The 26071-nt window shown below is 47.5% G+C and carries 24 protein-coding genes; 7 read left to right on the top strand and 17 right to left on the bottom strand.

The window, feature by feature from the left end; translation table 11 throughout:
• Nucleotides 1-135: 135 nt before the first annotated feature.
• The 4 genes from ACSAZK_RS12550 (at nt 136) to ACSAZK_RS12535 (ending at nt 4467) form a co-directional block, all read left to right on the top strand.
• A complete protein-coding gene (locus tag ACSAZK_RS12550) occupies nt 136-2244 on the top strand; it encodes a minichromosome maintenance protein MCM (protein WP_440954450.1) in 2109 nt (702 codons plus the stop codon).
• A gap of 176 nt (nt 2245-2420) precedes the next feature.
• Nucleotides 2421-2711 carry a DUF424 domain-containing protein gene (locus tag ACSAZK_RS12545; protein WP_440954449.1) on the top strand — a complete coding sequence of 97 codons (291 nt, stop codon included), beginning with the start codon at nt 2421-2423 and terminating at the stop codon, nt 2709-2711.
• Between the two features lie 139 nt (nt 2712-2850).
• Nucleotides 2851-3474: a hypothetical protein gene (locus tag ACSAZK_RS12540; RefSeq protein ID WP_440954448.1), complete on the top strand. Its 624-nt coding sequence runs from the start codon at nt 2851-2853 to the stop codon at nt 3472-3474.
• Between the two features lie 30 nt (nt 3475-3504).
• Nucleotides 3505-4467 (top strand): coiled-coil protein, encoded by a 963-nt coding sequence (locus ACSAZK_RS12535; protein ID WP_440954447.1) that lies wholly within the window; start codon nt 3505-3507, stop codon nt 4465-4467.
• Between the two features lie 239 nt (nt 4468-4706).
• Here ACSAZK_RS12535 and ACSAZK_RS12530 read toward each other — a convergent pair whose 3' ends face one another.
• The 5 genes from ACSAZK_RS12530 to ACSAZK_RS12510 form a co-directional block, all read right to left on the bottom strand.
• Nucleotides 4707-5348 (bottom strand): S-layer protein domain-containing protein, encoded by a 642-nt coding sequence (locus tag ACSAZK_RS12530; RefSeq protein ID WP_440954446.1) that lies wholly within the window; start codon nt 5346-5348, stop codon nt 4707-4709.
• Complete coding sequence (locus ACSAZK_RS12525) at nt 5332-6309, bottom strand: biotin--[acetyl-CoA-carboxylase] ligase (RefSeq protein ID WP_440954445.1); 978 nt, start codon at nt 6307-6309, stop codon at nt 5332-5334. The genes ACSAZK_RS12530 and ACSAZK_RS12525 overlap by 17 nt, the downstream gene beginning before the upstream one ends.
• Before the next feature lie 130 nt (nt 6310-6439).
• Nucleotides 6440-7921 carry an acetyl-CoA carboxylase biotin carboxylase subunit gene (locus tag ACSAZK_RS12520; protein WP_440954444.1) on the bottom strand — a complete coding sequence of 494 codons (1482 nt, stop codon included), beginning with the start codon at nt 7919-7921 and terminating at the stop codon, nt 6440-6442.
• Between the two features lie 21 nt (nt 7922-7942).
• Nucleotides 7943-9661 carry a sodium-extruding oxaloacetate decarboxylase subunit alpha gene (gene oadA, locus ACSAZK_RS12515; protein WP_440954443.1) on the bottom strand — a complete coding sequence of 573 codons (1719 nt, stop codon included), beginning with the start codon at nt 9659-9661 and terminating at the stop codon, nt 7943-7945.
• A gap of 785 nt (nt 9662-10446) precedes the next feature.
• Nucleotides 10447-11406 (bottom strand): class I SAM-dependent methyltransferase, encoded by a 960-nt coding sequence (locus ACSAZK_RS12510; RefSeq protein ID WP_440954442.1) that lies wholly within the window; start codon nt 11404-11406, stop codon nt 10447-10449.
• Between the two features lie 513 nt (nt 11407-11919).
• Between ACSAZK_RS12510 and ACSAZK_RS12505 the strand changes: the two genes are divergently transcribed.
• Nucleotides 11920-12129 (top strand): histone family protein, encoded by a 210-nt coding sequence (locus ACSAZK_RS12505; RefSeq protein WP_048181097.1) that lies wholly within the window; start codon nt 11920-11922, stop codon nt 12127-12129.
• Nucleotides 12130-12169: 40 nt separating this feature from the next.
• On the opposite strand, the gene ACSAZK_RS12500 is transcribed toward ACSAZK_RS12505, so the two are convergent.
• The 3 genes from ACSAZK_RS12500 to ACSAZK_RS12490 form a co-directional block, all read right to left on the bottom strand.
• Nucleotides 12170-12433: a 4Fe-4S binding protein gene (locus tag ACSAZK_RS12500; RefSeq protein WP_048181100.1), complete on the bottom strand. Its 264-nt coding sequence runs from the start codon at nt 12431-12433 to the stop codon at nt 12170-12172.
• 257 nt (nt 12434-12690) lie between these two features.
• Entirely contained in the window at nt 12691-13212 is a 522-nt protein-coding gene (locus tag ACSAZK_RS12495) for a COG2426 family protein (protein WP_440954441.1), read from the bottom strand.
• 131 nt (nt 13213-13343) lie between these two features.
• Nucleotides 13344-14360: a replication factor C small subunit gene (locus ACSAZK_RS12490; RefSeq protein WP_440954440.1), complete on the bottom strand. Its 1017-nt coding sequence runs from the start codon at nt 14358-14360 to the stop codon at nt 13344-13346.
• Nucleotides 14361-14782: 422 nt separating this feature from the next.
• Between ACSAZK_RS12490 and ACSAZK_RS12485 the strand changes: the two genes are divergently transcribed.
• Nucleotides 14783-15403, top strand: a complete 621-nt coding sequence (locus ACSAZK_RS12485) for a hypothetical protein (protein ID WP_440954439.1) — start codon at nt 14783-14785, stop codon at nt 15401-15403.
• Nucleotides 15404-15974: 571 nt separating this feature from the next.
• On the opposite strand, the gene ACSAZK_RS12480 is transcribed toward ACSAZK_RS12485, so the two are convergent.
• The 8 genes from ACSAZK_RS12480 to mmcA are packed head-to-tail and all read right to left on the bottom strand — an operon-like array spanning nt 15975 to nt 22592.
• Complete coding sequence (locus ACSAZK_RS12480) at nt 15975-16310, bottom strand: DUF4870 domain-containing protein (RefSeq protein WP_048181124.1); 336 nt, start codon at nt 16308-16310, stop codon at nt 15975-15977.
• A gap of 57 nt (nt 16311-16367) precedes the next feature.
• The gene (locus tag ACSAZK_RS12475; RefSeq protein WP_440954438.1) at nt 16368-17159 is read right to left on the bottom strand and encodes a Fe-S cluster domain-containing protein; all 792 of its coding nucleotides are present in this window, start codon (nt 17157-17159) and stop codon (nt 16368-16370) included.
• On the bottom strand, nt 17152-17745 hold the full coding sequence (rnfA, locus tag ACSAZK_RS12470; RefSeq protein ID WP_440954437.1) for an Rnf electron transport complex subunit RnfA: 594 nt from the start codon (nt 17743-17745) through the stop codon (nt 17152-17154). The genes ACSAZK_RS12475 and rnfA overlap by 8 nt, the downstream gene beginning before the upstream one ends.
• 1 nt (nt 17746) lies before the next feature.
• The gene (rnfE, locus tag ACSAZK_RS12465; RefSeq protein WP_440954436.1) at nt 17747-18364 is read right to left on the bottom strand and encodes an Rnf electron transport complex subunit RnfE; all 618 of its coding nucleotides are present in this window, start codon (nt 18362-18364) and stop codon (nt 17747-17749) included.
• A 2-nt stretch (nt 18365-18366) separates the two neighbouring features.
• Nucleotides 18367-18933 carry an Rnf electron transport complex subunit RnfG gene (rnfG, locus tag ACSAZK_RS12460; RefSeq protein WP_440954435.1) on the bottom strand — a complete coding sequence of 189 codons (567 nt, stop codon included), beginning with the start codon at nt 18931-18933 and terminating at the stop codon, nt 18367-18369.
• Complete coding sequence (gene rnfD / locus ACSAZK_RS12455) at nt 18926-19792, bottom strand: Rnf electron transport complex subunit RnfD (protein ID WP_440954434.1); 867 nt, start codon at nt 19790-19792, stop codon at nt 18926-18928. The genes rnfG and rnfD overlap by 8 nt, the downstream gene beginning before the upstream one ends.
• The gene (rnfC, locus tag ACSAZK_RS12450; RefSeq protein ID WP_440954433.1) at nt 19789-21099 is read right to left on the bottom strand and encodes an Rnf electron transport complex subunit RnfC; all 1311 of its coding nucleotides are present in this window, start codon (nt 21097-21099) and stop codon (nt 19789-19791) included. Before rnfC ends, rnfD begins: the two co-directional genes overlap by 4 nt.
• 14 nt (nt 21100-21113) lie before the next feature.
• Nucleotides 21114-22592 carry a methanogenesis multiheme c-type cytochrome gene (gene mmcA / locus ACSAZK_RS12445; protein WP_440954432.1) on the bottom strand — a complete coding sequence of 493 codons (1479 nt, stop codon included), beginning with the start codon at nt 22590-22592 and terminating at the stop codon, nt 21114-21116.
• A gap of 1282 nt (nt 22593-23874) precedes the next feature.
• Between mmcA and ACSAZK_RS12440 the strand changes: the two genes are divergently transcribed.
• Nucleotides 23875-24888 (top strand): FAD:protein FMN transferase, encoded by a 1014-nt coding sequence (locus ACSAZK_RS12440; protein WP_440954431.1) that lies wholly within the window; start codon nt 23875-23877, stop codon nt 24886-24888.
• 583 nt (nt 24889-25471) lie between these two features.
• Here ACSAZK_RS12440 and thpR read toward each other — a convergent pair.
• Nucleotides 25472-26017 (bottom strand): RNA 2',3'-cyclic phosphodiesterase, encoded by a 546-nt coding sequence (gene thpR, locus ACSAZK_RS12435; protein ID WP_440954430.1) that lies wholly within the window; start codon nt 26015-26017, stop codon nt 25472-25474.
• Nucleotides 26018-26071: the final 54 nt, after the last annotated feature.

The raw sequence follows: 26071 nt of genomic DNA, 5'->3' as shown, positions 1-26071 counted from the left end.
TTTGGAGCTTCAATGTACATTTTTTTTAACGCTTTTTGAGCAAACTGTTTTGAACGGAGAGGCCTGGTTGAGGAAATGAAGATTTTTTCAAAAATCCTAGATAATATTTAAGATGTCAACAGATCCGGGAAGATTATGACAGAGACAGAAAGCAAGTGGAACGAAAAGCTAAAGAAATTTTTTAAAGATTATTACTGGAACGAAATCCTCCAGCTTGCAAACGAGTACCCGGACTTAAGAAGCCTCACCGTGGACTTCACCGACATAGAGAAGTTCGACAGGGAACTCTCAAAGGAGTTTCTTGACCACCCGGGAGAACTTGTAGAAGCAGCCGAAGCCGCACTGAAAGAAATTGACCTCCCCGTCGAAAAAGACTTCGAGCAGGCCCATGTAAGGATTATAAAAGTCCCTAACAGAGTCCCAATCCGGGAACTGCGCAGCAAGCACCTGGCCAGGTTCGTTGCAATCGAGGGGATGATACGGAAAGCCACAGAAGTAAGGCCCAGAATCACAAAAGCCGCTTTCCAGTGTCTCCGCTGTGGACATATAACCCTTGTGGAGCAAAACAGCTTCAAATTCGAAGAGCCTTACGGGGGCTGTGAAGAAGAGACCTGCGGGAAGAAAGGCCCCTTCAAGGTCTTGATTGAAGAATCCACTTTTGTTGATGCCCAGAAACTCCAGGTCCAGGAGTCCCCCGAAAACCTGAAAGGAGGCTCACAACCCCAGAGCCTTGAAGTAGACGCGGAAGACGACCTTACGGGAGATGTCACCCCCGGAGACCGGGTCCTTATAAATGGAGTCCTGATATCCAGGCAGCGTACCCTCAGGGACGGGAAGTCCACCTTCTATGACCTTGTCCTTGAGGCAAACTCTATCGAAAAGCTGGACAAGGACTATGATGAACTGGAAATCACCCAGGAAGACGAAGAACAGATCCTGGAACTTTCCAGGGACCCGGAGATATACGGAAAGATCATAGGCTCGATTGCCCCTTCAATTTACGGGTATGAGGACATAAAGGAAGCCCTGGCCCTCCAGCTCTTTTCAGGAGTCGTGAAAAACCTGCCCGACGGCTCCAGGACCAGGGGAGATATCCACATGATGCTCGTGGGAGACCCTGGTATCGCTAAAAGCCAGCTCCTCCGCTATGTGGTCAAGCTTTCCCCCAGAGGTGTGTTCGCATCAGGGAGAAGTGCTTCTGCAAGCGGATTGACAGCTGCTGCCGTGAAAGACGACCTGAACGATGGCAGATGGACCATCGAAGGAGGGGCTCTCGTAATGGCAGATATGGGAATTGCCGCCGTTGACGAGATGGACAAGATGCGGACAGAGGATAAAAGTGCCCTGCACGAGGCAATGGAACAGCAGACCATCAGCATAGCCAAGGCAGGGATCATCGCAACTCTGAAGTCCCGCTGCGCCCTCCTTGGAGCGGCAAACCCTAAGTATGGACGTTTTGACCGATATGAAGGCCTGGCAGAGCAGATAAACATGCCACCGGCCCTACTCTCCCGGTTTGACCTTATATTTGTCCTGCTCGATACTCCGAACCACGCCATGGACAGCAAAATTGCTACCCACATCCTCCAGTCCCATTACGCAGGGGAACTCTTCGAACAAAGGCAAAAACTTCCCGGTTGCGAGATAAGCGAAGGATTCGTGGAAGCCGAACTGGAAGTTATAGAACCTGATATCGATGCTGAAATCATGCGAAAATACGTCGCATACGCACGGAAAAACGTATATCCGGCAATGGAAGACGACACCAGGCAGTACCTGATCAACTTCTATACGGACCTCAGGAAAACCGGGGAGGGAAAGAATACACCCGTGCCTGTTACCGCCAGGCAGCTCGAAGCCCTTGTCCGCCTCTCGGAAGCCAGCGCAAGAGTCCGACTAAGCAATAAGGTAACCCTGGAAGATGCAAGAAGGACTATCCGAATCGTAATGAACTGCCTGAAGAACGTAGGCGTGGACCCGGAAACAGGAGCTCTTGACGCGGACATCATTGCGACAGGCACAAGCAAGAACCAGAGGGACAAGATAAAGCTCCTGAAAGACATTATCAAAAAAGTAAGTGAGAGACACACGCATGGGAAAGCTCCCCTGGAAGAGGTCTATGCTGAAGCGCAAAAAGAGTGCGGTATCGACAGGGCCCATGCCGAAGAACACATAGGTAAAATGAGGCAGAGAGGAGACCTTTTTGCCCCGGATAAAGACCACATAAAAATAGTCAACAAATGAGTGGGTACCAATTAGCAAATCCTGTGCATCTTTGGAAATTTCCGATAATAATTAAATAAACATATTAATATTTAGAAGTTGTAAGGAATATTTTGAAGGAGCTATGCATCCTGAATGTAAATTTACCTATAAATAAAGTGAAAATGGTTAAGCTGTAAATACTAAAAGGGTAAAATATGTACCTAAAGATCTATGAAAACGGAGAATACTTCCTGGTAGCGGCTTGCGACAGCGAAGTGCTTGGAAAGACACTGAAAAACGGCAGGAGCAGTGTGGAAATAGACAGAAATTTTTACGAAGGTAAAAAGGTCTCGGAACCCGAACTTCAGGAAGCCCTGGGAGAAGCCACAACTGCCAATCTCTTTGGAGAAAAAACCATCCAGTGTGCAATAAAGTGCGGACTTGTCGATCAGGGATCCGTGATTATGATCGATGGAGTGCCCCATGCCCAGATTTTCAGGGTATGAAGCCTGCGAGTATATGATGCTTCAGGAAAAGGGCGAGGACAGCAAAAAAGCGATCTCACCACCTGGTTCGGCATATCTCAAAGGAAGAGAAGATCATCCTAGAATATATTTATAAAATTGAACTGCAAATAGTGATACAGTGAACGAAAGCAGCGAAAACACCGGGATAAGGACATCGACATCAGGGGAACTGGTTGCCGGGGTTGTGGTTAAACACAGGCGATTCCTGGAAGAATACAGAAAGGAATTCGAAGAGCTGGAAAGCCGGCTGAACGAGATCGAAGGCGAAGTCAAGAACTCGAAGAACTTCAGGAGCCAGATGCTCGAGCGAAAGGAGGTCCTTAAGGAAAAAAGGCAGCAGTTCTACCATCAGGTAGAAGGCCTGCTTGAGAAGGAGCTTTTTCCGAAAATCGATCAGATGTCTGCCGATAAACTCCTTGAAGACATAAAAAAGCTTAAGGCCCATATAGAGCCGGGAGAAGAGCAGGAGCTGGCAGGAGCGTTTATAGGAAGCTTCCAGGAGGCATCCCGGAAAGCGGACCTTGAAGAAAGCATTGTCCAGCAGATAGGGGTTAAAATCGAAGAAGCAAAAAACTCTAACCAGGAACTTAAAAAGATTGAGGAATCAGAAAAACAGCTGGAAGAATCCCACGGCAGCAAGAGCGAGGAATTGTCAAAAGGCAAGCCCCAGCACAAGTTGCTCAAAAACAAAATAAAAAGCCATGAAGAGGCGCTCAAATACTGGGAAACACTGGCAGTTTAAGAACTTCCGGAAACATGCGGGTGGTAGTACATGGACAACGACGTTTCAACAGAAGAAATTGCAACGGCCGACCTTTCAGACCTCAACGAACGGGAGCTGAAGAATAAGGTAAACGAGCTCAGGAACAGGATAGAGAAGAGTGAGAGGCAGTTAAGTTCGGTTTTCAAGGAACTGAAAAATCACAGGACCGATATCGACGAACTGAAAGAAAAACGGGACTCTTTGAACCAGCAGGTCAGGGAACGGGTCAGGAAAGCGCAGGAACTCAGGAAAAAGCGGGATGGAATTAACGACCTGATATCCGAGTACAAGGGAAAAAGAAGCAGTGTAAACTCCAAAACTCAGGGTCTTTTTACCGGAATTGCAGAACTTAAGGAGAAAAGGGACGAGTACAACAGGCTTTCCCATGGAAGCGTAGAATCCCTTTCCAAAGCCTACCTGGCCGAATTGGAGACCTTTTTTGATAAAGAACTCCCCCTTGCCGTTGAGATAAAGATCTACCAGAAACTAAATGACCTGGGAAAACGCCTGGAGTCTGCCAGGAAAGCAAACGAGCTTCACGCCCAGATCCAGGAAAGCTACACGGAATCCAAGGAAATCCACCAGGAAGGCGATGAACTTCACGAAAAAATCCAGGCTCTTTCCGATGAGTCCCAGGCTTGCCACCTTGAAATGCTGGAAAACTTCAAGGCAGCCGACGAAATCCGGAAAGAAGCAAACATGTACCATGCCCAGCTTACGGACAAGTTCTCAAGCATAAACGCAATCAAAGAAAAAATCGATCCCCTGAAGACAGGCATTGCCAACGCCAGAAAAGAACTTTCCTTATATCTCGATAGGTTGAAGGAAGTCCAGCTGGCAAAAGACGAGAACAAGGTTAGCCAGAAACACAGTACAGCCCGGGAAAAACTTCAGAAAAATGCCCGCATGAGTCTTGAAGACCTAAAACTCCTGATTGAAAAAGGAGATGTCAAGTTCAACTCAAAAGAGTGAAAAAAGCGAGGCAGCCGGAACCACCCGGTGAAGAGCCCGTCCTTAAGGCGGGTTTCGTCATTTTTCTTTTATTGATTTCTTTTATTGATTTCTTTTATTGATTTTTTTTATTGATTTCTTTTATTGATTTCTTTTATTGATTTCTTTTATTGATTTCTTTTATTGATTTCTTTTATTGATTTCTTTTATTGATTTCTTTTATTGATTTCTTTTATTGATTAATTCGATTATTACAGTTCCTACTTTAGTTCTTTAGTTCGCCCTGCAAAAATGCCAATAAAGAAGAGCAAGCTTCCCAAACTCAGGAAGAAAATGGATGCATTGAAACCTTTTGCTTGATATTCAGGACCACTGGGCAAAGAAGAGTTGTTTTCGGAGCTTTCGTAGAGAGGGGACGTGGGGGTTTGGGGCTTGGGGTATTTAGGGTCAAGGTACTGGTAAACGGGGAAAAACCTGACCAGTGCTCCGTCCGTTCCTGCATAGATGGTATCCACAGTTATGTTCAGGAATACCGTAGAGTTTCGGGAATAAACAAGACTGGTGCCTTCGGTGGCGATGGTATCTTCAAGGGAAACACCCTCCCTGCGCAGTTCAAGCCAGACACGGCTTGCATCGGCATCCGCACCTTTCACGTAAAGCTCATAACCCTGGTAAAAGGTGTGGGAGTCTCCGGACCTTACATAGAGATCCTCCCCATCAATCAGGATAATGGAAAGCCGTCCCTCTTCATTCACGGCAGCGGCTGCCGAAGAGACTCCAGAACAGACATGAATAAGGAAAAAGAGGAGGACCAGAAGGGAAAAAAGGAAGACGTGGAAAAACTGCATCCCCCATTTTTCGCTTCCCGAAGACCTCCATGGAGACTTATTTAGGCCGTGCATAGATACATCTGCCTGCAATGACCTCTTCTTTCGTATTGTCGGCTTTCCTTATCACAAGAGCTCCGTCAGAGGTGACACCTACTGCTTTGCCTTCGATAATCCGCGAAGGAGTCGTGACTTTGACATCCCTTCCGATTGTATCGGAAAGCGCAAGCCAGTCGTTGAGGATCTGGGAAAATGGCTGGGTCTTGAAAAGGATGTACTGCTGTTCCAGTTCGAAAAGCAGGTCCTGAAGGAACTGCACCCTCCTTATATGTCTACCCAGTTCCGCCTTCAAGGTCGTTGAACCGGCACGTAAGGGCTCGGGGATGTCTTTTAAGTCCATGTTGGCATTGATGCCGATCCCCAGCACCACGTAGTCCACGCGGTCCACTTCAGCTTTTGCCTCGGTCAGGATTCCGCAAACTTTCTTTCCGTTGATGCGCACATCGTTAGGCCACTTAATACGTGCATCGAGTCCAAGGTCCCGCATCACATTGGCAACCGCAAGCCCCGCAACAAGGGTCAGCCGTGAGGCATGCCTGAGCGGGATCCCGGGTTTGAGTAGCACGGACATCCAGATCCCGCCGTGCGGGGAGATCCATTCCCTCCCCATACGGCCTCTTCCGCCCTTCTGCACCTCGGAGATCACAAGCGTCCCCTCTTCCTCGGATGCTCCGATCTCTTTTGCGAGGCTGTTTGTGGAGCTTACTTCATCGAAATAATGGATTTTTTTCCCGAGAAGGGTTGTTGTAAGCCCCATCTTGATTTCCTCCGGATAGAGGAGCTGGGGCACGGATTTCAGGACGTATCCCCTCTTGGGAGACGATTCTATTTCATAGCCATCAGCCTGGAGGGACTTGATGTACTTCCAGACCATCGTCCTGGAAATTCCGAGTTCGAGTCCCAGTTCTTCCCCTGAGACGGGGGTTTTCTGTGCGTCCTTAAGCGCCTTAATTATCCTAGAGCGTTTATCTCCCATCCGTGCACCCCATACAAATGTATGCTTACCACAGTATAATACCTTAGTTCAAATATGTACTTCATACCAAACAGACCGGAGTTTCTGGCATTTTCACATTAATTCCACGTTTTTTCGGGAGAAATACCAGTTATCGCTGCGTCTTCTTGGCCATGCTGACATAGCTCTCTACGGCGGCTGCAATCGCTGCAACCTTCTTGTCCTTTGCCTCCAGAGCCGAAGCCAGAGTAACCCCTTTTTCGGACTCGGACATGACAACCTCTTCCACGGCTTCCAGGATATTCTGCTCTTCGATAAAAGCAGTTGTAAGGTCACCTTTCCTGAACGCCGGGTTTCGCATGACCGCCTTATGGAAGGGAATATTGGTAGTAACCCCTACAACCACGTATTCGTAGAGGGCTCTTTGCATCCTGGAAATCGCTTCGTCCCGGGTCCTGCCCCATACACAGAGCTTTGAGATCATTGAATCGTAAAACGGGGAGATTGTGTAACCCATGTGCACCCCGCTGTCAACCCTGACGCCGGGCCCGCCTGCCGAACGGTATCTCCGGATCTTCCCCGGAGAGGGGGCAAAGTCGTTGAGGGGGTCTTCAGCGTTGATCCTGCATTCGATCGCATGCCCGTCAATGGTGATATCTTCCTGCTCAAGTTCGAGTTTTTCTCCGCAGGCTACCCTGAGCTGTTCCTTCACGATATCTATCCCTGTTACCATCTCCGTGATCCCGTGCTCGACCTGCAGGCGGGTGTTGACTTCAAGGAAATAGTAGCTGCCCTTTGAATAGAGGAACTCCACAGTCCCTGCGTTTACATACCCTATCGCCTTTGCAACCTTTACCGCCGAGTCTCCCATCTCTTTCCGGAGTTCAGGAGTCATGATCGGGGAAGGCGCTTCTTCGATGAGCTTCTGGTGCCTTCTCTGGATGGAACATTCCCTATCCGAGAGGTAGACAGTGTTTCCGTAAGAATCAGCCAGGATCTGGATCTCAATGTGCCGCGGCTCTTCCACATACTTTTCAATAAACACGGAAGAGTCTCCGAAAGCCGAACCCGCCATCTGACGGGTAGAGTTGAGGGCGACGGCAAACTCGCTTCTGGAGTGCACGACCTTCATCCCAATCCCGCCGCCTCCGGCAGAAGCCTTCAACAGGACCGGATACCCGATATCTTCCGCCACTTTCAGGGCTTCGTCAACGTCTTCGACGGCATCCTTCGTGCCGGGAACCACGGGGACCCCGGCTTTTATCATAAGGTTCCTGGCCCGGATCTTGCTGCCCATTTCGGCAATTACATGACTCGGAGGCCCTATGAAGATGATCCCTTCGTCCTCGCAACGCTTTGCAAAAGCGGGGTTTTCGGAGAGGAAACCGTAGCCGGGATGGATGGCATCGGTCCCGGTCTTTTTTGCGACCTCTATGATGGCGTCCATGTTCAGGTAACTCTGGCTGGTGGGTGCCGGGCCTATCAGGTAGGCCTCGTCGGCATACTTAGCAAAGAGTGCGTTTTTATCCGCCTCCGAACATACTGCAACCGTGGAGATGCCCATTTCCCGGCAAGCCCGCATAACCCTGATTGCGATTTCTCCGCGGTTTGCAACCAATACTTTTTTAAACATGATACCCTCCGCTCACTCCTTTCACTCAATTGCCAGAATCAGGTCCCCGGGAGCCAGGGTGTCACCTTCGGCAACGAAAATTTCCTTCACGGTACCCGAATGCGGGGCATGAACCGCATTTTCCATCTTCATGGCTTCAATGACCGCAACAGTGTCTCCTTCCTCAACCGTGTCCTCGACTTTGACCTTGAGGGAAAGCACCATACCCTGCATGGAACTGGTAACAGCGCCTTTGACGGACTCTGGAGTCGGCTTTGTGGGCGCGGATTCGGATACGGAAATCCCACCAGTGGGCTCAACTTTGACATCGAAGACCTCATCGTCCACCGTGACTTTGAAATCGGTGGGGATCGTGTATTCCTGCGGGGAAGCGGGTTTCGGGGCCACAACTGCGAGGGATTCTTCTTCCATCTCCCCCTGCAGGAACTTAGGAGCAATAGCCGGATAGAGGATGTAGGTCAGGATGTCCTCCTCGGACCTGGCAATGCCCAATTCCTCGGCTTCCTTCTTCCGCTTCTCATACTCGGGCTTCAGGAGGTCAGCAGGACGGCAGTGGATGGGCTCTTCGTCCCCGATAATCTTCCCGACCATTTCCGGGCTGATGGGGGCAGGAGAACGCCCGTAAAGTCCGCGCACGTAGTCCTTGACCTCTTTTGGGATAACCTTATAACGCTCGCCCATGAGCACGTTCAGTACGGCCTGGGTACCCACGATCTGGCTGGTAGGAGTCACCAGGGGCGGATAGCCAAGCTCTGCCCTGACCCGGGGCATTTCATCAAGCACCGCATCGTACTTGTCAAGGGCATTTTGCTCCTTTAGCTGGGAGACCAGGTTCGAGAGCATCCCCCCCGGGATCTGGTAGATAAGGACATTGGTGTCGACCTGCTCGGAAATCGGGTCCAGAATCCCTCTGTACTTTTCCTTGAGTTCCTTGAAATACCGGACAACTTCCTCAAAAGCCCCCAGGTCAAGCCCCGTGTCGTAGGGAGTGTTCTTGAGGGCTGCCACGACAGTTTCCGTAGGGGGCTGGGAAGTACCCCAGGCAAGGGGAGAAATTGCGGTATCCAGGATGTCCACTCCTGCCTCACAGGCTGCCATATAGCTCATTGGAGCCATTCCCGAGGTACAGTGACAGTGCAGGGATATGGGGATGGAGACCTCCTTTTTCATGGCACCGATAATACTTGCAGCTTCACTGGGGGCAAGCAGCCCGGCCATGTCCTTGATGCAGAGGGAATCGCACTCGAGTTCTTCGAGCTGTTTTGCTAGTTCAACATATTTCTCCACGGTGTGCACCGGACTTATGGTGTAGCAAACCGTACCCTGGACATGGGCTCCAAGGCCCTTTGCGACCTTGATCGAGAGTTCCATATTCCGGATGTCATTGACCGCGTCGAAGACCCGGAAAATGTCAATGCCGTTTTGATAAGCTTTTGTAACGAATTTTTCAACCACGTCATCCGAGTAGTGCCGGTACCCGACCAGGTTCTGCCCCCGAAGAAGCATCTGGGCATAGGTATTGTCCATTTTCTTCTTGATATCCCGAAGGCGCTGCCATGGATCTTCATTCAGGTATCGAATACAGCTGTCAAAGGTGGCACCCCCCCACATTTCAAGGGAGAAATACCCTACCTGATCCAGATGTTCGACCACTTCGAGCATGTCCCGCGTCCGCATCCTGGTGGCCAGGAGGGACTGGTGTGCATCCCGGAGGACGGTTTCAGTAATTTTTACACTCATGGATGAACCTCTTTAAGATTGAACCGAAACAACAGCATACGTCATTTCAGTGGGGTTTTCCGGAGCAAACAGGAATCTCCGGAATTGATAGTAATTTGCAATTTATTCACCTTCATTTGAAATTAAAGTTTTAATTGCAAAATTATCATAATTTTAATGTCGTAATTCGATTATTTCGTAATTCGATTATGTTTAATTTGATAGTGAGTCAAACGGACCCTTGTTGTAGTGGGTCCCTGTTGTAGTGGGTCCCTGTTGCAGTGGGTCCTTGTTATAGTGGGTCCCTGTTGTAGTGGATTCCAGATTAACAATGTTATAATTGAGTTCAATTGCAACTAGTTTAAATTAATCGCAGTTCTTTAAGGCCGATTCAGGAATAATTGCGGCATAATAGCTCATTTGTAAGGGTAATTAAGAAAATCGGTATTTATGGGCATCACCCACAAAACTCGATAAATATTTGCGTTGTTCAGAAATAATGTATATTAGTATTGTTAACAAGTAATATACCTTTCGCTGGCGTTAACATTAAAAAATAAACGAGAGTATCAGGAGGTTGCCACCGATTACGAAAAAAACCTGCTGATTTGTTAACAAATAAGCCTGTTAACGCAACAGCCTGAAAGCCCGGAAGATTTGAAGAGAAAGAAGGAAGAGTTACAAAAAGTAAAGGGGATTTGTAAGGGGGTACACCCCACCCTGTTTGATGATTTACATGTTCCGGAACTTAATGGTTAACATGATCCGGAGTTTAATGACCCATAGCACCGAGCCGGGAAATTATTTCACTTACATATGACTTTCTTACCCACAAAATACCACTGATCAAACACGCCATCGGCGTCCGTGTTGTCCACAATTTCCCCTTCGACTCCCGCCCTGCGAAGGGCTTCTGCCAGGATCTCTATTTCAGGCCTGCTTTTTACGGTGAAAAGCAAAAGACCGCCTTCTGTTACGACTTTTGCAGCTTCACTGACAATACCTATCCAGAGATCCTTGTTAAATTCATAGACCAGGCCCAGCATGAAACCCACAATGACATCGAAACTCCCGGGTTCGAAGTACCTGGAAAGCTGCATTGCGTCCATTACAAGGGCTTTTTTAGGGTTAAGGACCCCATGCTCAAGCCCCTGGCAGACCGTACACTTGTTAAGCTCCATTGCAATGGGGTCCAGGCCTAGCCTGTAGAGGGCAAGTGTAGACATACCGTTTCCGCAGCAGACCTCGAGCACTCTGCCTTCAAGTGAGAAACCTTTATTCTCCAGGTCATGAAAAATCTCAGAGACCCTGTTGACCCGCTGTTCGGAAAAAATGCTTCCGTAAGACTCGGGCCTTGTGCTGCATTCCGAGCAGAGGTTTCGGTTCACAAGCATAAGGGAGTAATATTCATTTACTGCATCCCTCCAGAGTTCGGAAGAAACTTCAACTTCCCTTTCCGGAGGATTGAGAGAAAGAATGGAACTGGCAAAGGCTTCAAACTTCGCTTTTTGGGATGCTCCCGCAAGGGCTCCCGTAAATACCGACCAGAAATCCACAGGAACGTCCTCTTCCCCGGGGTTGAAGAGTAAGAGCCCCAGCGTCTGCTCCCCGTTCCGAACCCTGAGAAGCCGGACCTTCTGGTTTTCCAGGAAAGCCTGGACCCCTTCCAGGTAATGGAGAGTGGACCCGATATTCCGCTGGGAGGTATAGCTTTCTTCAACAAAATAAATCTCTTCACCGATGTCAAGGAGTTCCTGTAAAAGCATGTTTGTTTAGATTCGGATAATGTAATATCAAGATTTCGAAAAGAGGAACACCGATATATTTCAAGGGTCTTTCAAAGAATTCAAGAATTTTTCCAGAATATTCAAGGATCTATTTAAAAAAGATTCAGAGATTTTTTCAGAGATTTTTCAGAGATTTTTCAGAGATTTTTTCAGAGATTTTTTCAGAGATTTTTTCAGAGATTTTTTCAGAGATTTTTTCAAGGAGATAGCGAAACTGGCGTCGGCTTGCGAAAAATCAAGAAAAGAACTTATCCAGATCCAAAAAAATACATATAAGAAGTTCTAAGAAAAGAAAAGCCCTTCAGGAAATTGGGGGAGGGAATCAAAGAAATAGAAGACCCTTAGTAAGTGAATAGAGGAGTAAAAAGGCATAAAAAGGAGAAAAAGCTCTGAAAAATACTCCGATATAAGCAAAAGTATATAAGGATTTAATTACAAAATCAGAGATTGAAAAGGATTCATATTACTAATTGAAGATAATAGGAGGATAATATGGCTAAAGTTATACCATTTGCACCAATAGAACGTTTAGTAAGAACTGCAGGAGCTCAGAGAGTCAGTGAAAGCGCAGGGATGGCCCTTACGGAGATTCTGGAAGAATACGGGCTTGAGATATCCAGAGAAGCTATAAAACTTGCAGAACATGCAGGCAGAAAAACCGTAAAAGCCGAAGATATAAAATTAGCAAAAGAAATGCTGTAAAAACAGCATTTCCCTAATTTTCCTTTCTACCTATTTCTGCTTATGCGGATGCGGATTCCACTTCGACGACGGTAAGGGATTCCACAGGACAGATTTTTGAACAGGCCCCGCAGCGGACGCAGAACTCATCATCAATAACAGCCTTTCCGTCAATAATCCTGAGCGCGAGGTCGGCGGTGTCAGGATCGAAATCATCTTTTTTAATCAGCTTTGCGTTCACGGGACAGACGGAATAACAAATCCCGCACCCAATGCACTTTTCGGACTGAACTATTTTCTTGTTTTTCTTATCTGCCTTTGCCATCACAATCACCTTTAAATTCCAAATAATTTCCAGACAGCGGGAGGAATATACCGTAGAATGTTATAAGCAAGAATTAAAGATTAAATATAAAATCAAATTTATATTTGATCTGTTGATGATATATTTGACATTGTTAAGGTATATGAAGATTTCGAACATTCGTATAGGGGGAAGAAAAAGTAATGAGGGAACCGCACTCGGGGAGTGGAGAAGGAGAAAATATAAGACCTTTACGGAAAAGGTGGGACCGGAAAGTTTTACCCGGGAATCCCACTGAAAAGCAGATCAGCGAGTCCTATACCCATCATCGTAAGAGTTGTTACGATTACCCCTGCAATCATGATCCCGGCAGCAATTGCCGGCAAAGCGTGCCTGAACTTGATCCCGAAGACGAAAGCTGCCGCACAGCCTGTCCAGGCCCCGGTGACGGGAAGAGGAATGGCTACGAAGAGAGTCAGGGCAAAGGTCCCGTATTTTTCAAACCTTTCACTGTGGTTGCGGCGGGTCCTTTCGAAGAGCCAGGAAAAGAAGAGATCAAAAATTCTGAAACGCCTGAGGAAGTCCGAAACCGGCTCGAGGAAGAGCAGAAGAGGAACTACAGGGAGCATGTTACCAAGTACCGAGAAAAAATAAGCTGAAAGTGGGCCCATCCCATAGACTCCCATTGCAACAGGGATTGCTCCCCTCAGTTCGGAGATTGGGAGCGAAGCTATGATCATGGTTGCACACCAGTCGGGCACAGCCCTAAGCATTTCTATTAACGCCGCTTCTACAGACATTTTCACCTGCAATGATTAAAGGATAACTTTTCTCCAACTTCTGTCAAGCTTACTTTCTGCTTTTCCGGCTTATTTTCCGATCTTCCCTGCTTATTTTCTGCTTTTCCGGCTTATTTTCCGATCTTCCCTGCTTATTCTCCGGAAAGTGCAAAATGAGCGAGCAGGGCTTCCAGCTGGATCTTTTCACTTGCCCCTTCAGTGAGCCTGAAATCGATTTCTCCCAGGATGTCTACAAGCTCAATGATGCGCCTCTCCGATAGCCCGAGGTCCAGCATATCCCGGTTTTCCAGGCCGGAAATAACCCTGTAGATCTGCCCCACTATATCTTCTCCGGAGAGTCCTTCCTCATAGAGCAGCCTGTCGAGTTCCTTCTTGGCAGCCTTGAAGTTCCCAAGAAGGGCGGTTTCGATCAGGGCTTTGATCTCTTCCGGATTTGCGGTTGCAGTGGTCCTGTAGATAGTCTCCCTGGAAATCGGCTGGTCCCGGTCTATGAAAGCTGCCGCCTGAAGGGAATTTACGGCTTTTCTCATGTCTCCCTGGGCAACATAAACAAGGGCTTCATACCCGTCTTCGGTGATAGACAGCTCCTGTTCTTCCGCAATGAACTCCAGGCGTTTCCGGATAGACTCGTCCGAGAGCCGCCTGAACCTGTAAACAGCACAGCGGGACTGGATGGGTTCGATGATCTTGGAAGAGTAATTGCAGGAAAGAATGAAACGGCAGTTATTACTGAAGCGTTCCATGGTCCGCCGCAGGGCAGACTGAGCGTCCGAGGTAAGGGCATCGGCTTCGTCCAGGAAGATTATCTTAAACCCGGACCCGCCTATGGGAGCAGTTTTTGCAAAGTTTTTGATCTTGTTCCTGACAACGTCAATCCCCCTTTCATCCGAGGCATTGAGTTCGGTAAAGTTTTCACGCCATAAATCTTCCCCGAAAATTTCCCTGGCAATGGAAACTGCCGAAGCCGTCTTACCCACACCGGGCGGCCCGGAAAAGAGGAGATGGGGAAGGTTTTTCGTTGCCACGTAGGACTTCAGGCGCTCGATGGTTTCGTCCTGCCCGGCAACCTGGTCCAGCCTTACAGGCCTGTATTTTTCAATCCAGATCTCTTCTTTAATCGTAAAGTCCTCCATTAATGCTTGCACCATAATTGGAGAAGGTAATATTTAACCTTTCGAATGTCTGGAAATTGCCGGGAAGCCGAGTTTCCACCCTAAGAACCCCATCACTCGAAAAAACGTATGCAAGAACAACTATAATTGCATGAGCCCCGATAAATACAAGCAAGGTACAAAGTAAAATGCTAAAGAAGAAAGTAAAATACGAAAGTAGAGATTGACAGTGGGGGATTACAATAAAGTGGAAAACACCGGTTTACATCCTGATAGTACTGGTCTTTATAAACTTCGGAGCGGGATGCGTCTCGGATTCAGGAACAGAAACTGAAAACGAAACCGAAATCGAAACAGAAGGCGAAAAGGACGCCGAAGACCAGGAAGCCGAATCTGAGGAACCCGAACCTGAGGAAGGTGTAGAGCCAGAAGGAAGGGACGCCGAATTCGAAGCCCTGATGCAGAGTTCAAACTCCAATTACGTAAAAGCCCTGGTATCCACAAGCAGGAATGAGTACAATGCTTCAGAGGAAGTCCTGGACGCCCTTGTAGAAGACCTGGAGGCGGTAAAGGCAGAATATGCGGAAAACCCGCCTGCCGTTTACGCTGCCGATGAAAAGTGGCCCGAGACTCTCGATGAAGCCCTGGCAATCGCGGAAAGTTCCAGGGAACAGCTCCGGGAAAACGATATAGAAGCAGCCCACGAAGCCCTGGAACCCATGAGGGACCTATTCCTTGAACTGCACCAGAGAAACGGAATAGATACTATGGGCGACCGCCTGACCGAGTTTCACACAATAATGGAAATTGCAGTTGATGCTGCAAATGAAAACGACACAGTTGCGGTGGTAACCCTGATTCCCGAGCTCGAACTCAGGTGGGAAGCCGTAGCTTCCGCCGAGCCTCCGGAAACTGCGGACGAAAACTACGAAGCAAGCCTTGAAGCCGTGGAGTTGAAAATCCACGAGCTTGAAACCGCTGCAATCCTCAATGATGAGGAGGAAACGAAAAAGGTAGCAGAGGAAATGAGAAGGGCTTTTGCACTGGTTTTTGTGAAATACGGAGTAGTGATTGCATAAAATCCGAGGAAGCCAGAAAATCCGATAGTCCTGCATTATTCAGTTGATGTTATTAAGTTGAATAAAAGCAATAGTTGGCTCTAAATTCTGGATCAAGACCCCGTAAAACCATAAATAGCCATGTCACGTCGTTCTTGTCCACGGGCGACGAAGGAGCCCGGCATTCACAAAATAAGAGTTTAAAAAGATAAAAAAGAAGAGAATAGACAAAACGGAGAATTTTAAACACAAATAAAAGGACATCAATTTTTATCCATTTTTCTTTGTTATTTTTTTATGAGGGCCGCCAGGCAAGCTGGCGGAGGCTTTCGAATCTCTTCACGGGAAAAAAGGTTTACCGGGCAGGTGAGACCGATCAAATTAAAGGTTTACCGGACTAAAGAGTTTCTGGACTAACGAAAACAATACCAACCAAAGAGTGAGGAAGCACCGAAAATCCGAGGAAGCCAGAAAATCCGAGGAAGCCAAATCAGAAAAACACTGCTAATAGAGAGTAAATCCAAAAAGAGAAAAGAAGAGGAATTGCCCTTGAAAAGGACAATTCGAATTCTCAGGTTAAATCTGTTTATCTTTATTCGCCGTAGGCAAAGTCATATGCGATCTTCCCGATGATGGGGATCTTAAACTTTGAGCCCCTGAACGCCATGTATGCGGGGATCACTATAAGCAGTAATCCGGGCATTCCCACACCGTCCGCAATGGCCCAGCCTATAACCGGAATCCATGCGACCAGGAAGATAAATAGGGCAAACGGTATAAAGATCAGGATAGACTGCATGGCGTGGAAGCGGACGAATTTGTTATTGCGCTCAAGGAGCAAAAACAAAATCCCGGAGAGCCAACCACCCAGATAAGTGAGAGCCGCCACGATGTTTTCAGGTAAGCCAATGGAAGTTTTGTAGGACATACTTTCCACCTCTTGTTAAAATGATTTCAAAGCCAAAAGGGAAAATCGGGCCGGAGATTACCGGACCTCGATTATTCCCTGCGGACAGACAGCGGCACACGCTCCGCAGCCAGTACACTTTTCCTGATCGATTTCGGCCAGGAAATTGGTGACCTTGATAGCCCCTTCCGGGCATTCCTTTTCACATTTCTTACAGCCGATACAGCCGTTCTCACAGACTGCCTTGACCTGCTTACCCTTGTCGTGGGAGCGACAGAGCACATGCACTTTCTCCGAGTCCTTGGCAAAGGTGAGGATTTCGTTCGGGCAGGCTGCAATACAGTTCCCACAGCTTGTACAGAGGTTCTTGTTCACGTGCGGAAAGCCGTCTTCTCCCATGGACAGGGCATCGAACTGGCAGGCACGGACACAGGTCCCGAGCCCTAGACAGCCGTAGGAACAACCCTTTCTGGAGTCACAGAGCATCAGAGCAGCCTTACAACCGTCCACCCCTTCGTAATCAAAGAGGGTAACACAGCTCTTTCCGCCGTTACAGCGGACAAAGGGGTACTCGGGTTCGGACTCCGCAACTTCCTGTCCCATGAGAGCGCCGATTTCCTTTGCAGTCTCAAAACCGCCCACCGGACAGCTATTTATGGGAGCTCCGCTTTCGACGATCGCCTCTGCGCAGGCAGCACATCCTGCATACCCACAGCCACCACAGTTTGCTCCGGGCAGGAGTTCCGCAACCTCATCGATAAGGGGGTTGGAATCGATTTTAAAGATCCTGGAAGCAGCGACCAGCATTGCGCCGACCGCAAACCCGAGGCCCGCCAGAACTGCTACGGAGTTTATAAGTACATCACTCAAGCGGAATCACCCCGAAGAAGTTCACGAAGGACATGGACATGATCGTTGCGACGAAGAAAGCGTATGTAACGCCTCTTCCCACAGCCTTCGGCACGTTTACGATGTTACTCCGCTCGCGGATTCCAGCCATCATGAGCATGGCAACGGTGTACCCGAGCCCTGCTGCAACTCCGAAAGTAACGCTCTGGATGAAGTTGTAGTCATTCATGACGTTAAGGAGCACCGCACCGAGCACCGCACAGTTGGTGGTGATCAGGGGCAGGTAGATACCAAGTGAACGGTAGAGTGCAGGCACGTGCTTTCTTACGATGAACTCCACAAGCTGCACGAGCGCTGCGATAACCACAATGAAGGCGATGGTCCGCAGGAACTCCAGCTTAAGGGGAACTAACACGTAATTAAACAGCGCAAAGGATACGGTTGCAGCCATCGCCATGACGAAGACCACAGCTCCTGACATCCCTGTAGCGCTTTTAACATCCTTGGTCACACCCACGAAGGAACATAGACCCAGGAACTGGATGAGAAGGAAGTTCTTGACAAACACTCCTTCAAGCAGGATTGTAAATAAGGCCTTTTCCACCATTTTAACCACCCTTTGCAGCTTTCTGCTGCTTGCGATAGTTCACCATCGTCATCAGTACTGAGATTGTAAGGAAGGCACCCGGAGACAGGATCATGAACATTGCAGGGTTCATGAATGCACTCGCATTGATCACTGTGATCCCGAATGGGTCGATGATACCGGTCCCGAGGAATTCACGGATCCCGCCGATAAGCATCAGCACGAGCAGGAAACCGGTGCCCTCACCAAAGGCATCAATGGTTGAGTAAAAGACCCCGTTCTTCAGGGCATAGGCTTCAGCCCTTCCGATAACAATACAGTTGACCACGATAAGGGGAATGAACACACCTAGCGATTCATACAAAGCCGGCGTAAACGCTTCCATCACCATGTCAACGATCGTAACGAAGGTTGCAATGACAATGATTTCAATGGGAAGACGGACTGCCCCGGGGATATGATTCCTGATTGCAGAGACCATCACGTTTGAGCCGACCAGCACAAACAGAGTCCCCATAGCCATTCCGATCCCATTTTCCACAGATGTCGTGACCGCAAGGGTCGGACAGAGCCCAAGCACGAGCCCGAAGGTCGGGTTGTCCTTGGTAATTCCACGTATAAATTCACTTAACGGATTCATGTTCAACCCTCCTGTGCGGCTACGTAATCCGTTGCCCCGTGCAGGGCATCCACCACGGCCTGTGAAGAGATCGTGGCTCCGGTAAGGGCATCGATCTGTCCACCATTACTCTTCAGGCTCACGTCGGACAACGGCTTGTCCGAGAACTGTCCCTGGAATTCAGGAGTTACAATCAGGGCTCCGAGACCAGGAGTTTCGGAATGTTTCAACACCTGCACTCCCGTTATTGTGTTGAAATCCGACGAAACTCCGGCAAGCAGCTGGATAGTACCCTGGGCGCCTACCTGATTCCTTTTGACCGCATATCCTACAACATTGCCAGAAGAATCAACTCCACGGTAGTAGAGAACTACCGGATTTCCTTCGTCGTCTAACTGGTCCCCGGTTACAGGCTCAAAATCCGCAGCTGCCGGAAGGATAGCTTTCATTGCTTCTTTCTGCTGCTCTTCCTGTAAGAGTTTTAATGCTTCCTGAGTGGGGGTATAGGTCGCTGCAAGAGCCGCAGCCGCAACAGCAGAAATCAGGACCATTGCTACAATAACTTGCACTACTTCCTTGTTATCACTCATGCGCCACACCTCCCACGGGCTTGGGAAGGGTATTGACTTCAATATACGGGGCTACTGCATTTGCGAGAAGGAGTGCGTACAGGGTACCCCACACATAGTTGCCTGAGAAGTACCCGTAAAGCACTGTCAGGACTCCGCAAAGGATTCCGTAGATGATCCTTCCGTTCTTGGTAACCGGAGACGTCACGGTGTCGGTAGCAATGAAAAGCACTCCAAGGAGGAAAGTTCCGGTCATCACATAGGAGACCGGGTCCCCAAGAAGCACGGCCAGGATGACCGTTGTCAGGAAATAAGTGGCCGGGATCCTCCACTCAATGAATTTCATGGCTATGAGTGCAACTCCGGTGAGGAGCACCAGAATTGGGGAAACTTCTCCCAGGAATCCAGCTCCGGTTTCAAAAATCATGTCCGAAAAGCTGCTGGTAATCGGGGTAGACCCGGGGAGCATGTCCTGAGCCCAGGAAAGACTCAGGAAAACCCAGGCTGCAAGCGCCGGATGGAAAACGTAGGACCCGATTCCTCCAAAAGCATGCTTACAGATTCCTACCGCAAACATAGCCGCTAAGAAGATCATCCAGGCAGGCAGTGTCGGCGGACAAATAAGAGCCAGTACAAGCCCGATGTAAACAGCGTTTCCGTCCAATATCGTTAACTCGTATTTAAACGCTTTTTCAATAGCTAACTCGATAATTACTGCACCTAAAATGGAAGCAGCGATGTTCCCGAGTGCAGCGAATCCGAAGAAATAAATCGCCGCCAGACTTATTGGAACAAGGGCAGCGACCCTGCCCCACATGAGAGTCTTGATAGAGATTTTCGATCTCCTGTGGGGAGGAGGAGATACTGTAAAAGTTGTCATTCTGTCACCTCCGCGGGTTCAGCTTCCGCACACATTTTCAGAAGCTGGAGCTTAGAGAAGCGGATGAGCTGGACAAGGTGCTTCTTTGCCGGACAGACTGCTGCACAGTCCCCACACTCAATGCAGCTCAATGCATAGTATTCTCCGCATTTCTCGTACATCCCCTGGTCCGCCATGACTGCAATCCTTCCGGGGAGCAGGTTCATGGGACAGACGTCCACACAGCGGGCACAGTGAATGCAGGCAGACGACACGTCCCTGAGAACCTCGTCTTTTGTCTGGACAACAATTCCCGTGGTATTCTTGGCAACCGGGGAATCGTCAGTGTAAAGAGCTACTCCGACCCTTGACCCGTTGACAATGACCTTTCCGGGTTCACCCTTGTAACCGCCGCAGGCCTCGATCACATCTTTGACCGGGGTCCCGAACTTAACGAGTACGCTTCCGGGACGATTAACCGCTCCTGTGACCGTGATCACATTCTCAAGGTAAGGCTTGCCTTCATACACGGCATCGTATACCGCTTTGGCTGACTTTACTCCGCAGACTGCCACATGCACATCCGCAGGTTCGTAACCCAGAGGGATCTTTCGGCCCATTACATTGCCAGAAAGCAGGTTCATCATAGTGGGGGTATAGGTGATCTTGCCTCCGGCCAACACTATGATTTCGTCATCCGAATCTTCGAAGTAGTAGTCAGCGTGCCTCTTTCCAATGAGCGGGGCAACAGTCAGAGGTTTTCCCCCGACCTTCGCGTTCTTGAAAGCCTTGATGGACTCCTTGTCATCTGCCCGGATTACGATTGCACCCCTCGAGATCCCGCCTGCTTCAAGCATAAGCCTGAACCCTTCGAGCACTTTGTCGAGGGAATCCAGGTAAGCGTTAGTGATCAGGGGGAAAGTTGCATTCATTATCAGGGTGTCAATCCTCTTTCCCGGTTTCAGGGCAAGGTACGTGGGCTTTTGATAGTATTCGACAATGCCCGCTTCCTTGATAATTTCCAGTAACCTTGAAGGGGTTGCATCCTTTTCAGGTATGAAATCAACGGAGTCAGCGCACTCCGAAGGATTGATTATTACGCTTAAGACCCGTTTCCCGGAGGGATTGGGCATCTCCGCAACGGAGTCCACAGCCCCGCAGTAAGGGGAATGAATGTATGCGAGGTCGCTCCCCTCGCAGTCCCCGATTTTCTGGCCAATGATAACTTCTTCGCCTTTCTTGACCAGAGGGGCACATGCAATCCCGTCATGCTGCTTCAAGGGTAAAATTACCTTTTCAGGCAATTTATCAAGTTTGATTACACTCAACGTTTGCCACCTCCTTACAATGCAGGTTCCCCTTCAACTTCTTCGGGTCTTGGCTTGGCATAGGTTACGCCAATGCTCTTGACTGCTGAAGAATCTCCTCCGGGGTCCTCCACATAACCAATGGACTCCCAGTCGATTACGGCTTCGCTTCCGTGGCAGTCCTTACAGGTCATCGGGTCGCCCATTTCGCTTCCCCTGCTGACAATGTTGTGGGAAACCTGATAGTAGAGTTCTACAGTCCTCAAAACGGCGTTCGGGTAATCCAGCTGGCCGTCTCCGTCGGCATCATAAGCCTGCATTTCTTCAACTGTGACCTCACCGTCACCGTCGGCATCCGCAGCTTTCACATACTGCACCGGGATCGGGTCTCCAGTGGAGAGACTTGTATCCGGGTTTGCGAGCACTTCAGGATCTGTGCCTGCATCCCACCAGGTTCCGTTAATCTTGTTGAAGGGTGTAAGCTTCACGTCACTGTCATTCCTGGTGTCAACGGAAGGCAGGACATCTCCGGAAATCCCGTTGTACCAGGCAAGAACAGGCTGGAAGTCCTCTTCCCAGTAAACGTCTTCCCGTTCTCCGTTCTGCCAGCTAAAGGCCTTAAGGGGCGTTCCACCCGGCAGGTCTCCTCCCGGAAGCATGGGAATATGGCAGGACGTACAGTCAAGGAACTCCATGTGCGAGTCCGCAAAGGGCCCGTGGGAGATTCCGGCATGACATCCTTCAGCGTCACAGCTCCTCATGGTATCATCATAGCTCTCTCCGATATCGGGGGTATCAGAGACATTTCCACGCCCGATCTGGTGATCGGAGGTTATGATGTAAGCTTCCGTGTGGTGGCATTCGACACATTCAACACCTGCTTCTGCGTGAACATCGAGTTCTTCGTAAAACTCTTCAGAACCCCATGAAACAGCCCGCGCTTCCACTTCTCTGCTGTGGCAGTACTGGGCACAGGAGGTATCTTTAGGAGCTCCATTCACACCGTCATGGAACACGATCAGCAGGGGATAGGGGGTAAGAATATTGCCACTGTATACAAAAAGATGCATTGCGTCAGTCTGGGCAGTGCGGCTTGAGACTTCCATTGCAGCCTTGTTTGCATTGGCATAATCTCCACTTTCGATTTTTTCCGCCCGAGCTTCAAAGTCATAGAGCCCGTACTTTTCGTGACACATCATACAGTTGACATCAACACCGTATTCGGCAAGTGGTCCCCCACCCGGGTGATACTTTCCGAACTCGGCAACCCAGGCGTCCTCTCCGGACGTTTCAAGATCAAAGTTCGTGAGGGGAGACCACCGGTCCATGTCTACCTGTACATGATAAGAATTATTGACGTTTTCATAGACGCCGTAGTGACAGCCTCCGCAGACCGAATCTTCCCATTCTCCTTTGGTCATGTAGTGGGATGCAATAGCATCATTCCCGGAATAACCAAGAGAAGAATAGGCGCCAGCGGCCACAAGAAGTAGCACAGCGACTCCCGACACCATCAGATTTAACCTATTCATAACGACCACATTCTTTCTTTTTTTGTTCACATTGTTATATTCATGCTTGGCGAGTAAACAAAGTTTAAATTTTGAATAAATTCAATACATTATACAGTTTATGATAAGTTTTATAAGATCGGGGGCGCCCAAAGCTGGATTCGTATACGGCTAAAGGGGCATACACCACCGTTCCCTCCAATCTTCAAATAGATATAAATCACGGAATTAACAGGAATTCAATTAAACGGAAACCTAAACTCGGAGAAGGAACTGTCATGGACAGCCATAAAGGTTCTATTCAGTATTGTTTGGCTTTCCTGAAGATTTTTTACGATCACCGGCGTCTCCATTTTTTACTGATATAGTCCATTTTATTCCTGAAAAACAAAGCTAAATTCGACTTCAATTGGAAATGTTTACCCGAGGTAATACTTATTTCTTTCGAAATAAGTTTGAGGGAATGGAAGAGACTTGTATAAAGTAATAAAAATATATACTTTATATATAACACGCCGTGTATATTATGAAATAATATAAAATATACACGATATAATTAAAATTTACACAATATTAATATATATACCTTTCTAAAGAAAATAACATGATTATACATTAAGGATGAAAAAAGGATAGATTCAACATCAGTAAAGCAAAAAGGAGATTAGAAAAAATCCCCGAAAAAGGGAAAAATATCCTCATAAAGGGGTTTTACATAAAAAATATATAAAAAATCAAATAAATAAATATTAAAATAAACAGTCTGAGAAAAAACCAACGAACCTGAAAAGAAAAAAGTAGAGAAAACCCCAAAAGAAGCCCGAAAAAAGAAAGGTAAAGGAAAAAAATACCGGAATCAGATCTGAACAAAAAAATCTGATGTCAAAAAGAAAAAACCGGATTCAAAGAGAAAAACTATGATTCAAAAACAGGAAAAAAGGATCTAAATGAAACTAAGATGAAGCAAACCGTGAAGAAAAATTAATGAAAATAAAGCAAAATAAAAGAAAAAAAGTGAAATCATACCAAAAACTTAGATAAAAAATATGAAGATGAGAAGTAGAAAAGAAATTAAGCAAAAGTGATGAAAAAAATGTGTAGAAAAGAAAGAAAAAGAAATTAAGCCTGAAGCTAAAATAAAAAGTTACAAATAGCAGAAGCAAAAACGGAGTGAAAAATAGAATCCGAGATCAAGTCCCAGATCAAGTCTCAAGAGTACCGGTTAAGCCTGAGTAAATCGGAAATCAAAAACACGATAAAAACAAATAATCGAAGCTGATAGAGCATGAATTCAAGGTACACAGCATTTTTTGCATTGATAATCATAACGTTAAGCCTTGCATCAGGCTGCATAAATCCGGCCCCCGAAGAAGGAGAAGAAATTCAACTTTTTCAACAGACCCGGAGCATCATGGACACCACTGTAACAATTGCAGTATATGCCTCAGAGGAAAATGAAGCCAATGAGGCCATAGACAATGCTTTCGGAGAGATTGAAAAAGTAGATTCCCTGATGAGCCCTTCGAAGGAAGAAAGCCAGCTGAACCTGCTGAATAAAGAGGCAGAACTTCAGGGGGCTGACCCGGCTTTTATCTATGTGCTGGAACGTTCCGTATATTATTCCGAAATAAGCGGCGGGGCCTTTGATATAACCATACAGCCGGTACTTGACCTATGGAAAAGCAAGTTCAGCCCCGGAGGAACCTATGAGCCCCCGGCCCCCGAGGAACTTAACGAAACCCTTAAATTGGTAAACTATTCCGAGATCAGGATCGAAGAAGGAAACGTCACCCTCCAGCCAGAAATGAAAGTGGCTGTAGGAGGAATTGCGAAAGGATATGCAGTTGACATGGCGATAGAATCCCTTGAAGCCAACGGGATCAAAAACGCCTTCGTAAACGCAGGAGGAGACGGGAAGTACATAGGCAGGAAACCCGACGGCACAGCCTGGATAGTAGGACTCCAGAACCCCGATAAAAACGAAGAATATGTTACGGCTATCAGAGCAGAGGATGTGGCAGTTGCAACAAGTGGGAATTATGAACGTTATTTTAACGAATCCGCAAAGATGTCCCACATCTCGGACCCTAGAACCGGTTACCCTTCCACAAGCCTTATAAGCAGCACAGCGATCGCAAAAGACGCGATTGATGCAGATGCCTTTGCAACAGCTGTGTTTGTGCTGGGGGAAAAAGAAGGACTCGAAATGATCGAAACTGTGGAAGGCGTTGAGTGTATGATAATAACAGAAGACCGCAGGCTCGTGTATTCCAGCGGTTTCAAGGAATACGAGGCCTGAGGCTATTTACCTTTTTTTCATTTTTACCCCTGGCAAACCAATTTTCCAGGGCCTTTTCCGGGATTTTGTTATTGTTGTATAATATGTTATTGTATTTTGTTTTCATGAACCAACTTTAGTTTTACACCCCAAGTTTGACAGTTTAAGCTTTCATTGGTGAAAAAACGTTGAAATTTGAAAAATATCCCGAAATTAATTTGACAGATTACAAAAATTGAGGCTAATTTTGGCGCAATTTTACTGGAAAATTGTCATAGCGTGCCTAAAACATGAAATATATACTAATTAATATGAGATATAATGATTTAAATGCTTAACAAATTATAACAAATGGTCCATAAATAACAAGTGTCAAATTAAAATTTGCCAAAAAATTGATCTGTCAAATTTAGGTTACACTTCATGAACCAACTTTAGTTTTACACTTCATGAACCAACTTTAGTTTTACACTTCATGAACCAACTTTAGTTTTACACTTCATGAACCAACTTTAGTTTTACACTTCATGAACCAACTTTAGTTTTACACTTCATGAACCAACTTTAGAATTATTATTCCATGATCGGTTTTCAGATTCTTATTTCAGTCAAGGTAAACTGTATGCATGGTCTCGTAGATAGGGCCCTCCGGAGTAAGAGTACTCTTTTTGAGCATTATCCTGTTCACCCGCATGCTCCCTAACTTCAGGTCCTTCAAATCCTTAAGGATAGCCGAAAAGGCTTTTTTCTGGTCCTTGTTGAGAAACTTCACCCTGGCAAGGGTTGCATGGGCGGTAAATTCCCTGTTATCCTTCTCAAACTTAAAAGGCTCAAGCAAAGCCTCCACCTCATCATGGAGAGCCTTAAAATTCCCAACTCCCCCCAGCCAGAGTACCTTCGGGTTCGAAGGTTTGGGAAAAACTCCGACCCCCTCAATCCCGGCTTCGAAAGGCTCACACATCATGGAATCAAGCGCGTCAGCCAGGGAAGGTATTTTTGATGCTTCCACATCCCCCAGAAACTTCAAAGTGATATGAACGATTTTGGGGTCCACTAACTTCAGAGGAAAATCCGCAAATCTGGCCTGAATCTCCCGAATCTGTTCCCTGAAATTCGGGTCAAGTTCAACTGCTATGAAAGTCCTGATCAAAGCATCTCACCAATGTAGATTAGAAAAACAGACAAGAAAAAAGTTTCCATGCAA

Source organism: Methanosarcina sediminis (genome assembly GCF_052056915.1).
In the GTDB taxonomy this organism is placed as follows: domain Archaea; phylum Halobacteriota; class Methanosarcinia; order Methanosarcinales; family Methanosarcinaceae; genus MTP4.
Note: the sequence above shows the minus strand (reverse complement) of the source record. Positions and strands in the feature narration are given on the sequence as shown.

Bases quoted from the DNA above. Each gene is read 5' to 3' on its own strand.
- rnfD (WP_440954434.1), bottom strand. From the start codon at position 19,792: ATGACAACTTTTACAGTATCTCCTCCTCCCCACAGGAGATCGAAAATC.
- rnfA (WP_440954437.1), bottom strand. From the start codon at position 17,745: ATGGTGGAAAAGGCCTTATTTACAATCCTGCTTGAAGGAGTGTTTGTC.
- ACSAZK_RS12550 (WP_440954450.1), top strand. From the start codon at position 136: ATGACAGAGACAGAAAGCAAGTGGAACGAAAAGCTAAAGAAATTTTTT.
- rnfG (WP_440954435.1), bottom strand. From the start codon at position 18,933: ATGAGTGATAACAAGGAAGTAGTGCAAGTTATTGTAGCAATGGTCCTG.
- ACSAZK_RS12535 (WP_440954447.1), top strand. From the start codon at position 3,505: ATGGACAACGACGTTTCAACAGAAGAAATTGCAACGGCCGACCTTTCA.
- ACSAZK_RS12510 (WP_440954442.1), bottom strand. From the start codon at position 11,406: ATGCTTTTACAGGAACTCCTTGACATCGGTGAAGAGATTTATTTTGTT.
- ACSAZK_RS12500 (WP_048181100.1), bottom strand. From the start codon at position 12,433: ATGGCAAAGGCAGATAAGAAAAACAAGAAAATAGTTCAGTCCGAAAAG.
- ACSAZK_RS12440 (WP_440954431.1), top strand. From the start codon at position 23,875: ATGAATTCAAGGTACACAGCATTTTTTGCATTGATAATCATAACGTTA.
- ACSAZK_RS12495 (WP_440954441.1), bottom strand. From the start codon at position 13,212: ATGTCTGTAGAAGCGGCGTTAATAGAAATGCTTAGGGCTGTGCCCGAC.
- ACSAZK_RS12490 (WP_440954440.1), bottom strand. From the start codon at position 14,360: ATGGTGCAAGCATTAATGGAGGACTTTACGATTAAAGAAGAGATCTGG.
- ACSAZK_RS12525 (WP_440954445.1), bottom strand. From the start codon at position 6,309: ATGGGAGATAAACGCTCTAGGATAATTAAGGCGCTTAAGGACGCACAG.
- ACSAZK_RS12485 (WP_440954439.1), top strand. From the start codon at position 14,783: ATGCAGAGTTCAAACTCCAATTACGTAAAAGCCCTGGTATCCACAAGC.
- ACSAZK_RS12505 (WP_048181097.1), top strand. From the start codon at position 11,920: ATGGCTAAAGTTATACCATTTGCACCAATAGAACGTTTAGTAAGAACT.
- ACSAZK_RS12530 (WP_440954446.1), bottom strand. From the start codon at position 5,348: ATGCACGGCCTAAATAAGTCTCCATGGAGGTCTTCGGGAAGCGAAAAA.
- ACSAZK_RS12545 (WP_440954449.1), top strand. From the start codon at position 2,421: ATGTACCTAAAGATCTATGAAAACGGAGAATACTTCCTGGTAGCGGCT.
- ACSAZK_RS12480 (WP_048181124.1), bottom strand. From the start codon at position 16,310: ATGTCCTACAAAACTTCCATTGGCTTACCTGAAAACATCGTGGCGGCT.
- ACSAZK_RS12520 (WP_440954444.1), bottom strand. From the start codon at position 7,921: ATGTTTAAAAAAGTATTGGTTGCAAACCGCGGAGAAATCGCAATCAGG.
- rnfE (WP_440954436.1), bottom strand. From the start codon at position 18,364: ATGAATCCGTTAAGTGAATTTATACGTGGAATTACCAAGGACAACCCG.
- oadA (WP_440954443.1), bottom strand. From the start codon at position 9,661: ATGAGTGTAAAAATTACTGAAACCGTCCTCCGGGATGCACACCAGTCC.
- mmcA (WP_440954432.1), bottom strand. From the start codon at position 22,592: ATGGTGTCGGGAGTCGCTGTGCTACTTCTTGTGGCCGCTGGCGCCTAT.